Source organism: Nocardia sp. NBC_00403 (genome assembly GCF_036046055.1).
In the GTDB taxonomy this organism is placed as follows: Bacteria; Actinomycetota; Actinomycetes; order Mycobacteriales; family Mycobacteriaceae; genus Nocardia.
The window spans coordinates 7,316,527-7,329,080 of sequence record NZ_CP107939.1 but is presented as its reverse complement, the minus strand read 5'-3'; the positions used below and the strand labels follow the sequence as shown (position 1 = coordinate 7,329,080).

At 64.0% G+C, this 12,554-nt stretch carries 7 protein-coding genes; 6 read left to right on the top strand and 1 reads right to left on the bottom strand.

Translation table 11 applies throughout. The features are described from left to right. Window positions 1–48: 48 nt before the first annotated feature. Window positions 49–1,086: a hypothetical protein gene (locus tag OHQ90_RS32870; protein WP_328404176.1), complete on the bottom strand. Its 1,038-nt coding sequence runs from the start codon at window positions 1,084–1,086 to the stop codon at window positions 49–51. 182 nt (window positions 1,087–1,268) lie between these two features. Between OHQ90_RS32870 and OHQ90_RS32865 the strand changes: the two genes are divergently transcribed. From OHQ90_RS32865 to OHQ90_RS32840, 6 genes are all read left to right on the top strand, one after another. Then, window positions 1,269–2,216, top strand: a complete 948-nt coding sequence (locus OHQ90_RS32865) for a C40 family peptidase (protein WP_328404174.1) — start codon at window positions 1,269–1,271, stop codon at window positions 2,214–2,216. 27 nt (window positions 2,217–2,243) lie between these two features. Continuing rightward, window positions 2,244–4,007, top strand: coding sequence for a WXG100-like domain-containing protein (locus OHQ90_RS32860; RefSeq protein ID WP_328404172.1), 1,764 nt, complete (start codon window positions 2,244–2,246; stop codon window positions 4,005–4,007). A gap of 574 nt (window positions 4,008–4,581) precedes the next feature. Beyond that, window positions 4,582–6,351, top strand: a complete 1,770-nt coding sequence (gene eccA, locus OHQ90_RS32855; protein ID WP_328404170.1) for a type VII secretion AAA-ATPase EccA — start codon at window positions 4,582–4,584, stop codon at window positions 6,349–6,351. Window positions 6,352–6,541: 190 nt separating this feature from the next. Further along, window positions 6,542–8,095, top strand: coding sequence for a type VII secretion protein EccB (eccB, locus tag OHQ90_RS32850; protein WP_328404168.1), 1,554 nt, complete (start codon window positions 6,542–6,544; stop codon window positions 8,093–8,095). Next, window positions 8,092–12,105, top strand: coding sequence for a type VII secretion protein EccCa (eccCa, locus tag OHQ90_RS32845; RefSeq protein ID WP_328404166.1), 4,014 nt, complete (start codon window positions 8,092–8,094; stop codon window positions 12,103–12,105). The genes eccB and eccCa overlap by 4 nt, the downstream gene beginning before the upstream one ends. A 107-nt stretch (window positions 12,106–12,212) precedes the next feature. Beyond that, entirely contained in the window at window positions 12,213–12,539 is a 327-nt protein-coding gene (locus OHQ90_RS32840; protein WP_328404164.1) for a hypothetical protein, read from the top strand. The last annotated feature ends 15 nt before the right edge of the window (window positions 12,540–12,554 follow it).

Here is a 12,554-nt window from a genome sequence, read left to right as displayed (position 1 = left end):
ACAGAAAAATGCCGGTCGCCATACGGCGACCGGCATTTTCGCGCTTGCCTACGCTTCGGCCATAGGTTCTTGTTCCAGCTCTTGCTCTTCGTCGCCCGTTTCGGAACCGGCGTTCGCCGACACTGTCGAGCCCTGCTGTGCTCGGGAACGAGCATTCGTGCGCAGGCCGGGCAGTGTGATAGCGGGGAGACCCGGATGCGGTGCCGCATTGGGGTCGCCAGGGGCCGGTGCGGCAACCGCGGGCTGCGCCTTATTGGCCTCTGCTTGCTTGTCCTCGGCCGCTTCGCGTTCTTTCTCTTTGTTTTCCTGATCTTGCTTCATCAGCTCCGGCACCATCTGGACCAGCGGCATCATCGCCATCGGGATCATCATCGCCATCGGAGCAAGCGCTTGCAGTGCGCCCCCCAAACCGCCGCCTGCGCCACCTTCGCCGCCGCCGCTGCCTCCGCCGCCGTTGCCGTTCCCGCCGCCGCCGTTGCCATTCCCGTTGCCGCCGCCGTTGCCCTTCCCGGGGTTGGCTTTTTCTTCGTTGCTCTTGGCGACGTCGGTCACCAGGTCGTACACCTTATCCACAGCGGTGGCGACCGCCTCCAGTAGCGGCGATTCCTCCGGGGCCTTCAGTTTTGCGCTGCCGTGACGCTTCAGCGTGCCGTCGAGGTTGGTGACGATGTCTTTGATATCGCGCAGCGTCTTGTCCTGGTCGGCGGCCACCACGTTGGAGGTTTTGAGCACCTCCTTGTCGAACGCGAGCAAGGACGACTTCCGCGACTCGACCATGTTGAGGGCTTCTTTGTAGCCGTCGGTCACCTTGCTTTCGCCGAGGTGTTCGTACACGACCGGTCGCAAGAGATCTTCCACCTGCGGTGGCGGCTTGGTCGTGCCGCGACCGAGGAGGTCGACCGCGGATTGAATCGCGGCTTCGCCCATCGTGATGAAGGCTTTGAGGCCCACCGACGCGCCCGCTGGGACCGTCAGCTTGACCGGCCAGTAATTCTTGCCGACGGAATTCGGCAAAGGCTGCTGCTTGGACTTGGCCGCGAGCTCTGCCGCTTTTTCGGCTTCGGTTTTCGCCGCCTTCACCGCCATGCGCCGGCACCGCCTCTCTGGAAGTCCCTCCATTGTCGTTGCTTCCCATACTTGGGGAGTGCTGCATAGTTGAACTACTTACGTACCTCCAGGGCCGACAAGACGCCGCTGCGAGGCGGGCCCCATTGGTTCGGGCGGGATGTGAAAGGCGGTCGGGTGATGCGCGATGGCGAGTCGGTCGAATGGCACAGACACTGACTGAAGACCTGCATGGAGTACTGCAATCGCTGCTCGGGCTCTATGGCGAGGGTCAGCCCGGAGCGGGTCAAGCGGCGGCGGTCAAGGCGCTGGAGACCGAAATGCGCGCTCATGCGGGAGCAATTGCGCTCGGCTATAGCGAGGCGCGAGGCGCGCACACCTCGATTGCCCAATCACATTCGGGCAAGGACGCTCTCGTGTTCAAGACAGCCGCCGAGTCCGCCGACGGAACGGTCACAGGTCGCGCCCACATGAAGGATCAGATCGCGGACTTCGAGGCGCGAGTGCGGGCGATCGCCTCGGTAGGCGGTACCCGCTTCAGCGGCCCGGCCTTGCTCGATGCCGCGCATGTCACCATCGACAATGCCACCAAACGAGTCGACGCCGACGTCGCGGATGCTAAGCAGAAGGCGGCGCGGATTATGCCGCCCGCGGTGCCTCAGCAGAGGATCGGACGGCATTCGGCCTCGACGCGCCGTCGTCGCCGGAATCGAACTCGTTCGGCTTCGGCATCCCGAATGCAGCGCCGAAGCGCAATACGGTCCGACGGTACGAAGGGCAGCAATGCGGTGAGTGCTGCCAGCGCATGGCTGGGAACTCCGTACGTCTGGGGTGGCGGCAACAATCTCGGCCCGAGCGGCGGCGGCTTCGACTGCTCCGGCTTGACCCAGTACGCGATCGCGCAGGCTTCCCATGGCGAGGTGGTTCTGCCGCGTACCACCTACGAGCAGATCTACAGCGGGGTCCGAGTCGACCCGAGGGATGTTCGGCCCGGTGATCTGGTCTTTCCCGGCAGCTCGTTCAGCACGCGAGGGCCCGAACATGTCCAGCTCGCCGCGGGCAACGGCATGGTCATCGAAGCGCCGTATACGGGCGCGACAGTTAGTTGGTCGCGGATGTCGAGCGACGCCATCGTCGTTCGGGTGCTTTGAGCCAGCGGTTGCGGAGGGGATAACCGCGTGGCCATAGAAATACCGAGCGAGGTCGTGTTCTTCCTCAATATGGTGGGTGTTCCGTACCCGGACATCAACGAGGACGACGTCAAGGCCCTCGCCGAGCATGTGCGCACCTTTGCCACCAATGTCCAGAACACGCACGAGTCCGCCAGTGGCGTGATCAAGGATATGGGCGCGGTCTATTCGGGATATTCCTACGAGCAACTGGTGACCAGCTGGGCCACCATGAGTGCGACCCACATGGCCGACCTCGACCGCGCCTGCCGCTTCGTCGCAAAGGCGTTGGAAATCGCGGCCGAAGTCATCACCGTGGTCAAGGTGGTGGTCCTCGCCGAGCTTGCCGCGTTGGCGGCATCCTACATCGGTGTGCTGTTGGTACCCGGAATGCAGCCGATGGCGGTCCCACTCGGGCTCTCCGCGCGCAATATCTGCTCCCAGATGCAGCAGATGCTGGTGGGTTACATCCTCGCCGAGGTGATCGGAAAGGCGATCGAGCCGCTCGAGCAGACCATCGAAGACATGATCAAGAGGGTGGTCTACGGCGCGGCAAGCGACATGCTGGGGGTGCCTGATACCGGCACTGCATCGATACCGTCGTTGAAGATCGATCCCGACGAGGTGCAGCGCTATGCCAGGGTGCTCGACGAGCACGCCGACGACATCATGAAGCATGCCGCTACCTTCGCCGCCAGCGTAGCGCCGCTCGACTTTACGACACCCGCCCGATTCGACCAGACCCCGAACACTATGGTGCCGGAATCGCGGATTGCGGCGATCGGACCGGCCACGCCGATCGGACCGGCCACGCCGATCGGACCGGCCACGCCGATCGGGCCGGCCGATGTGGGGCCCGCTGTGGCGCCGCGTGTGTACGAACCGCCGTCCGCAGCCAATGCGCCACAGCTGACCGACCGACCGCCGGCGACCGCCCACGGTGCGGGCGAGGATCGGCAATCCGCTGGTGCGCCCGACCGGTCCACCGCCGATTCGGGGCGGCCGACAGCCGAGCCTGGACAGCAGACCGGTGATGCCGGGCAAGCGGGGAAGGCCCCCGGACAGTCATCCGGCTCGCCGGGCTGGTCCGGCGCTACTCCCGACGGAGCGGCTCGGACAGGCGACACGGTGGATCGCGGTGATGGCGGTCGTAGCACTGTGCTGAGCCCGGCCGCGAGTGTCGATCCCGCAGCGGCCGACAGTCGGCAGGGAGCCGACGCGGGCGAATGGGACCGAGCGTCAGGTCGATACGCAGGTGGGCAGGTAGTCGCCGCCACCGACTCCGCGGGTCTCGGTGGACATGCGCAACATGTCGGACCCGCTGCCGATCAGCCGCTCGCGATGTCCGACCCGACGCAGGCGCAGGCAGCGTCTGCTCCGCCCGGGTCCCAGGGTGGGGCAGGTTCCGGACGTGGTGGTGCAGGTTCGGCAACGCCGTGGGGGCGTGCCAAGTCGAAGAGCTCGAAAGCCGGCAGGCCGCGGCGGCGCAAGCCCGTCCGCCCCTCGGCGACCTCGGTATCCACAGACCGGAAGCCGGGCGAAACGCCGTGGTCCAAGGCCACCCGCACGCCGGATGTCGCGGTCACGGTCTTCGCACCGAAGGTCGACCGGCCGTCCTCGCAGCCACGCGACGAGAAGGTCGCCGAGCGGGATCGTGATGCGGTCGCGCCGGATCGCGTCACGGCTGCGACCAATGTGGCTTCCGGCCCACCGCGTGTGACAGCACCGATCGTCACCGCGCCGGAGGGCGTCGATCCGAAGGTCGGCAAATAGCCTGCCGGAGTGAGCGGTGCGGTATTCCCGACAATGGGAATTTGCGCGGGAATGAAATCGCGACAACGGTACGGGGAAAGCCCTGCCGTGTGGCGGGAGAATCGGCTCGAGCGCCGAGGTGGACCGTGCAGTGGCCGGTGGCGTGCCGGCGCTACCGGCCACTGCTCTTAAGGTCAGATCGTCGGGATGAGGGACCGCGATCCGTCTTTGACTGTACCCGGTTCTGTCGGAACGTTCAATAGTGTGCACCCAATCAGCGGCAAGAAATTTCTGACTGCCGCTCGGTGCAAATGTGCCGTGCGGCGGCTGGTCGCCGGGTTGCGACCACCAGCCGCCATCGAAAGGGCGTCGTCAGAAGTGGGATGACTGCGACTCCATGGCCAACCGTACCGTCATGTGACGGTACGTTCAAAATTGGGTCAATGGCCGCGGAGTGGTCGGTGCGGATCGGCCATATTCTCCCGGCGGGCGTAACTCGATTGGGCGGATATCGGCTTCCCAGTATTGGGGAGTCGGTGCGGGCTGAGCCTGATCCGCAGTAACTATCGTTCTTTCAGGCGAGATCTGCGGAAGGATGCCCGAATTGTCAGCGGCCGAGGACGCGTTCTACACAGGTGTACAGAGTTTGGCCTTGGTCGCAGGCGGTGTGCGCAATGAGCAGCATGCCTCCGCGGCGTTCCGGGCTGCTACCGACCTCGATCCCGATATGTGCGATGCCTGGTTGGGGCGCGCAATGGCAGGCGAGGTCACCGAGGAAGTGATCTACGGCGCCTATCGGTCGGTGCACAATCTCTATCGTGACCAGCAGCGGGCCGGTCTTGTCGATCGTGCGCTGTGGTGTCAGGTCGAGATCGGCATGTATGGACTGCGCGTCGCCATGGCCGATCGCGATCAGATCGCCATCGCGCAGGCGTGCTCCTACGCGCAGGGTGGTGAATGGCAGGAAGCCTCGGTCATTCTCGACGAGGTGCCCACCGACGACGTGTCCGACTTCGTCCGCATGTCACTATTTTTCCGGACCAAGCGGTGGACGGATGTGCTCGCCGCTCGCGAGGCACGCCCGACGCTCGAAGACGGGCTGCTCGATATCGCGGCCGAATTGATGTCCACCCAGGCGCTCGCGCAATCGGGTCGCATCGGTGAGGCGCTGCCCCGCGCGCAGCGGATCGTTGAGGACAGTCAATCCGGAAGTCTGTCCTACATCTGGGCGGACGCGCACTTCCTGCTCGGAATGCTGTTGCGGCACACCGGTGATCATGACAACGCCGACAGGATCCTCAGGGGCTTGCAGGGTTCCGGGCTGTGGCAGCAGCGCGAGGAGTGGCAGCGCGCGGTCAAGGACAAGAACTATCGGCTCGAAATCGCCTCCGCAGACGTCATCGCGTCGAGGACCGATCGCTGGGACCCGACTTCCGGCGACGATCCTGCTGAGGTGGCGGCTTCGGCGGCCAAGGCGGAGCGCGATGTGCTCCTCGCCGAGGCCTCCGACCTGCTGCAGGCCCAAATCGGCATGGACTCGGTCAAGGAGCAGGTCGACCGGCTCAAGTCCGGTGTGCTGATGGACCAGGTGCGCGCCAAGCGCGGACTGGCAGTGGATTCGAAGTCGCAGCACCTGATCTTCTCCGGTCCTCCCGGTACCGGCAAGACCACCATCGCCCGAGTGATCGCGAAGATCTTCGCCGGACTCGGTGTCGTGGAGAATGCCGATGTGGTCGAGGTGTCCCGCAACGACATGGTCGGTACTCATCTCGGTCACACCGCGCCGAAGACCAACGCGCTGATCGACTCGGCGCTCGGCGGCGTGCTATTCATCGACGAGGCATACACGCTGATCCAAGAGGGGCTTTCCGGTGGTGACGCGTTCGGTAAAGAGGCCGTCGATACGCTGCTGGCGCGAATGGAGAACGACCGAGACAAGCTGGTCGTGATCATCGCCGGATACGAGGATCAGATCGACCGGTTCCTGGCATCCAACGACGGTCTGGCCTCCCGGTTCACCAAACGGGTCCGATTCGCGAGCTACGACGCGGCCGAACTCGTGCAGATCGCCGAACACATTGCGCACAAGAAGGATTCGATCCTCTCCGAACAGGCCCGTGAGGTGCTGCGCTTGCGCTGCGCCGAGTTGGCGGAACAGACCAAGAACGGCAGGCGACTGATCGACCTGGCAGGCAACGGACGTTTCGTGCGTAACGTGGTCGAATCCGCCGAGGCGGAGCGCGACTACCGTTTTACAAGGGACAACGTCGATGTCGTTTCGATGACCGACGAGGAACTGATGACGATCGATGCGTTCGACATCAGCACCGCACTGGAGGGTTTGGCACCGTCCGCTCGGGTGTGATGAGCACCCGTCGCTTGCGCTAGCGGTGCTTACCTGAAAGCGCCTGCGGTATCGGGCAACTTTCGGACATATGACCGACCCCACGCCTCCCTCCGGGCTCGGTGTTCCCAATCTTGGGAAGTCACGTGACGGTTGTGGCGGCACCCACGACTAACGTTTGTCTGCAGGTCGGCGGAAGGAACCAAAACCGGTGGCGCGCTTTCGGGTAGTGACGAAACATCAGATATCTGGTTGGCGGTTTCTGTTACGGCGGATCGAGCACGCGCTGGTGCGTCGAGATGCTTCGATGATCGATGATCCACAACGCGGGCGCTCGACCGCGTTGTCGATCGGCATCGCCATCGTGTGTGTGGTCATCGCGGGCGCGGCTGTCATGTCGTTCTTCAAACCCGCCAAGAAAGTGTCGGAGGCGAAGATCATCTCCGACAAGGAGTCGGGTGCGCTGTTCGTGCATCTCGGCCCCAAGCTGTATCCGGCGTTGAACTTGACCTCGGCACGGCTCATCACGGGTAGCCCGGACAAGCCGGTCCCCGTCTCACGAGACGAGCTTGCGAAGTATCCACGTGGACCATTGGTCGGCATTCCCGGTGCACCGGGAATCATCGCTGACAGCGCAGAACGAGACTCCTCGTGGACGGTGTGCAACACCGCCAAGACCGGGGCGTCCGCACCGATCGACAGAGCGACCGGACTGCCGACAACCCGCGAATCCTCGGTGCGCACCACGGTGATCGGCGGACCCCTGACCGTTGACGGGGACGCCAACCGGCTGCTGGCCGAGAACGAGGCTCGGTTGATGCGCGACGACGCCACCGTCTGGCTGGTATACACCGACAATGAGAAAGGCGTCGTACGCGCTTCCATAGACTTGCGAAGTACCGCCGTCATGCTGGCTCTGGGTATCGATGCGAGCGCCCCGGTGATGGCCGCATCCAAGGGATTGATCAATGCCATTCCGGAGGTGCCACCGCTGCGGGTGCCCGAGGTGCCTGGCTCGGGTGAACCACGGATGCTCAGTTCCGGTTTCACTACACCGGTCGGCTCGGTGCTGACGGTGACCGCTCCCGGTCAAGAGGCGTCCTACTATTTGGTGTCGGAAGCAGGTGTGGTGCGGGTGAGTTCGGTGCTAGCGGCGATGATCCGCAACGCGGACTCCCAGGGCGCACCCGCCACCAAGACGGTCGGACCGGACTTGATCGCCGCGAACCTGCGCCCCGGCTCGTGGCCGGGAACTGCGACGTATCCGGTGCGCCCGATTCGAGTGGTGGATCCCCTGAAATCGGAGGTGACCTGTTTCCATTGGTCGCGCACCGGCACCGACCCGAATGCCGCCACCGAACTCTTGGTCGGCAGGCAGCTGCCGCTGACCAAGGAAGAGCAGGTCAGGGCGGTAGATCTCGTTACCGCGGTCCCGTCGGGCGGACGAACCGCCGATGCGGCGTACATGCCGCGCGATACCGGTCGTTTTGTGCAGGTTACCGGTGTGGACGTGGCATCGCCGCTGCGTGAATCGCTCTATTGGATCTCCGACAGTGGTGTTCGCTATGGCGTCGACGTCAAAGAACCGGGAAGCGGGACGGACAAAACCATGGCCGCGCTCGCGTTGCGCGCGCCCGTACCCGCCCCGTGGCCCATCATCTCGCTGTTCGCCGTCGGGCCCACCTTGTCGCCGGAGAACGCCAGGCTCGCCCACGACAGCATCACACCGAATCAGATCGTCGCAGGACTAGGCGGCCCGTCGTGACAACTACCCGCCGATTTGTGCGGCCTGCCCGGATGGTGCGCGGCCCGAAAGCGCCCGCCGTCACCGAATTGCGGCTGCAACCACCGACCGAGCTGCCCAAACCGGTGCCCACGTCCCGGCTGAAGATGATCATGCCGGTCGTCATGGTTGCCGCCATGGGCGGCATGATGGTGATGATGTTCCGCGGCGGCGGCAGCGGCGCGGCCATGAATCCGATGTCGATGCTTTTCCCGATCATGATGCTGGTCTCGATGGGCGGCATGATGGGTGGTGGCATGGCCGGTGGTGGCGGTGGCGCCGCCAGCCTCAATGAGGAGCGCAAGGACTATTTGCGCAGCATCACCGACAACCGCAAGACGGTGCACGCCGCGGAAGCGGAACTGTACGAATTCCTGCGCTACACACACCCCGGTCCGCGGGAGATCTCCCGGCTGGTCGGCGGGAAGCGGATGTGGGAGGTGCAGGTCGCAAGTCCACAATTCCTGCGTGTGCGCGTCGGCCGTGGCCGGATTGCCAATCAGGTGCGCGTAATCGTGCCCGAGGCCGCGCCGACCTCCGATCTCGATCCGGTCGGTGTGGTCGAAGTGACTCGATTCGCGAAGGCGTATTCCACTGTCGGCGGTATGCCCGTGGCGATCAATCTGCTTTCGGCGCCGCAGATCGGCATCGATGGCGACGAGGTCATGGTCGCCGATCTCGTGCGTGCGATGATCGCCGAAGTCGTTGTGCTACACGGTCCGGATCAGGTGGCGATCGCCGCGGCGCTGTCGGAGCCCGACGCGCCGGAATGGTCGTGGCTCAAATGGCTACCGCACACCCAGCATCCGGAGGAGACCGATGCTATCGGGTCGAGTCGCATGGTCTACCAGAATGTGGCGGAGCTGCGAACAAAGGTCTTGGCGGGACTCAATCGGGGCCCCTTTTCCGCTAATTCGCAACCGACGCTCGATCGTAAACATTATCTGCTGATCGTCGACGTGCCAGGTCCCGCGAGCGACCGCGATATCTCGGGTATCGATGGCTGCACCTGGCTGCGCCTCGGACCCGCTGAACAAAGCCTGCCGCGGGCGCTGAAATTCACCCTCGGCGAGGACCGCTCACTGCATGAGGTGGGTGTGCGCGGGTTGCGTCGCGTCGGGCATGCCGACGCGCTGTCGGCGTCCGCGATGACGGCGCTGGCGCGTAGCGTCTCGCCGCACCGGCTTTCGACGGTGGTGGAGGCGGTGGCCGCCGAGCAGGCGACCAGCACGTCGTGGGAGGACATGGTCGGGCTCGTCGATCCGGGCAGTGTCCGGATCGAACGACAGTGGCCGGTGCGCCGCGACAACGACCGATCACGTCTCAACATTCCGTTCGGCTACGACCCCGCGGGCGGTCTGGTCTATCTCGATATCAAGGAATCCGCCGAGGACGGTATGGGCCCGCACGGTATGTGCATCGGCGCCACCGGTTCTGGCAAGTCGGAATTCCTTCGTACACTGGTGCTTTCGGCGATCGCGACGCACTCGCCGGACACGTTGAACCTGCTGCTCGTCGACTTCAAGGGCGGCGCCACCTTCCTCGGGTTCGACCGGCTGCACCATGTGACGGCCGTCGTCACCAACATGGAGGAAGAGGCCGATCTCGTCACCCGTATGGAAGACGTGATCAACGGCGAAATGTCCAGGCGGCAACGGATTCTGCGTGACGGTGGCAACTTCGCCAGTGTCGCGGACTATGAGCGTGCCCGCGAGCAAGGTGCCGACCTGGCACCGATGCCGACCCTGTTGATCATCCTGGACGAGTTCGCCGAACTGCTCGAGCATCACCCGAGCTTCTCCAAGTTGTTCGTCGCGATCGGCCGCCTCGGGCGGTCGCTGCGCATTCACTTGTTGCTGGCCTCGCAGAAGGTGCCGGCCAATAGGATGGGCGAGCTCGAAGCCCACCTCTCCTATCGAATCGCCTTGCGTACCAACCAGACCAGCGATTCGCGCGACGCGATCGGTACCGCGGACGCCTATCACCTTCCGAAGAAGCCGGGTGCGGGCTACCTGCGTGTCGGTTCGGGTGATCTGCAACGTTTCCAGGCCGCCTACGTGGGTTCGCCCTATGTGGCACCGGTGCAGGCCACCACGGTCACTGCGCAGCGGGTGCGGCGGGCGGGCGGCGGGTATCGGCCGCCGCAGCGATTCACCGCAGCACATATCGTCGAAGTACGGCCCGCGGTCGCCCCCGAGCCGGAAGTGGCCGCACCTGAGCAGGAGCACGACGGTGAAGTGGTCACCGTGATGGAGACGGTCCTGCAACAGTTCGCAGGCCACGGCCGACCGGCACACAAGATGTGGCTGCCACCGCTGACCGTGCCGCCGACGCTGGATCAGCTCCTGCGCACAGTGACTCCGGGTTCGCTCCAGCTCTCGATTGCCATCGTGGACAAGCCACGCCAGCAGCGGCAGGACGTTTGGACGATCGATCTGTCCGGTTCGGGTGGTCATATGGCCGTCATCGGCGGTCCGCAGTCCGGCAAATCGACGGCCCTACAGTCGCTCATCATGTCGGCCGCGCTCACCCACACGCCGGAGCAGGTCCAGTTCTATTGTCTCGACTTCTCGAGTGGTCTGTCCGGTCTTCGCGGTGTGCCGCACATCGGCTCGATCGCCAACTCCCGTGACGTCGACCGGATCCGGCGCACTTTCGCGTTGGTCACCAATCTCATCGCCACTCGGCAGGCGTTGTTCGGTGACCTCGGGATCGACAGCATGCGAGAGTTTCGGCGTCGCAGGTCCGTGCCGCGAGAATCCGCCGAGCTCACCGCCCACGGAGATGAACACGGTGATGTCTTCCTCGTGGTGGACGGCTGGGACATCGGATTCGCGGTCAGCGGTCCGTACTTCGACGAATATCTGCCGTTGATGGAGTCGATTGCGCTCCAGGGCCTCAACTTCGGCATCCACCTGGTGGTCAGCAGTTCGCGCTGGGCCGCGATTCGGCCCGCTATCAAGGATCTGCTGCAAACGCGGCTGGAGATGCGGCTCGGCGATCTCACCGACACCGTGTTCGGCACCCATCGCAATATCGTCAACGCTATTCCGCCGGACCGTCCGGGCCGCTCGATCTCTGTTGAGGCACTGCACATGCTGACCGCATTGCCCCGTATCGATGGAGTCGGCGACGCCGAGACCGCGGGTGTGGGTCTCGTTGCTGCGATTGAGCAGCTGAAACAGACCTACCCGGGTCGTATCGCCCCCATCGTCAAGTTGTTGCCGGCTCAGATCACTATGGACGAGGTGTTCGAACAGGTTCCCGATCCGATGACACTGGCCCAGCGCCTTGTGCTGCCGTTCGGGATCCGGGAAACCGATTTGCAACCTGCGAGAGTCGATTTCGGTATTTCGAACCATCTGATCATCTTGGGCTCGTCCGGGTCGGGTAAGTCGTCAGCGCTTGCGGCGCTGCTGGAGTCGATCCGTCGGCGGTTCGATCCCAGCCAAGCCCGCGTGTTGCTCATCGACTATCGCCGCCAGCATATGGAGGCGATTCCAGACGGTCAGTTGGTCGGGTATCTGACCAGCGAGCGTGACCTGATCGACGGCTTGCCTGCCTTTGCTGCTCGGATGCGCGGACGCCGTGCTCCGGATGATGTCACTCCTCAGCAGCTCAAGGAGCGTTCCTGGTGGACAGGCCCGGAGATCTTCGTGGTCATCGACGACTATCACATGGTTGCTCAGCGCGGTTCGGCGAACCCGCTCGACTCCATCAAGGACATCATCGTCGACAGTAGAGACACCGGGCTACACATCATCGCGGCGCGCAACATTGCTCAAGCGGATACCGCCATGTACGACAGTGTGCTCGGCCAGATGAAGAACCTGAACTCGTCCGGCTTCATCATGGACGGTTCGAAACTGGACGGCATGCTGATCGGTGACGCGAAGGCGACCAAGCAGCCCGTCGGCCGTGGCATCCTCGTCGAACCGCTGATATCGAGGAAGGAACTCGTGCAATCCGCGTGGTCTCCGCCCGAGGATTGACCGGTGGTCAGTGTCACGCCTCCAACGGCGTTCCCAAGATTGGGAATGGCTTAGCGTTCTTTCTGTACCGCTCGATAAGAGTCGGAGCCAGTCGTTAGGAGAAATCAATGACTAGTCCCATTCTCCGTTGCACCACCGAAAGTCTTCCCGGTATCGGCGCTTCGTACATCGCGGGTGGAACCGGACTGCACACTATTGTCGGCGTCGCAGGGCCGATGTGTGTGCCCGCTCCGGCTGCAATCGACGATGTGAGTCCCTGCTTGTCCGGTGTCTTCGGGAGTGTCATGCCGGGGATTTTCGGCACCACGGCAGTCGCGGCTCTCGCCATGCTCGATGGAGGCGAAGTGCATGTCCCGGTGAGTATCGACTACACCACATCGGATATCGATGCTGGCGGCGAGATCACCTGCCACACTACGAGTTTCACTCCGTAGACAGGTCTCGGCGGG

Coding starts and splice junctions, on each gene's coding strand:
- OHQ90_RS32870 (WP_328404176.1), bottom strand. CDS start 1,086: ATGGCGGTGAAGGCGGCGAAAACCGAAGCCGAAAAAGCGGCAGAGCTC.
- OHQ90_RS32865 (WP_328404174.1), top strand. CDS start 1,269: ATGGCACAGACACTGACTGAAGACCTGCATGGAGTACTGCAATCGCTG.
- eccA (WP_328404170.1), top strand. CDS start 4,582: ATGCCCGAATTGTCAGCGGCCGAGGACGCGTTCTACACAGGTGTACAG.
- OHQ90_RS32840 (WP_328404164.1), top strand. CDS start 12,213: ATGACTAGTCCCATTCTCCGTTGCACCACCGAAAGTCTTCCCGGTATC.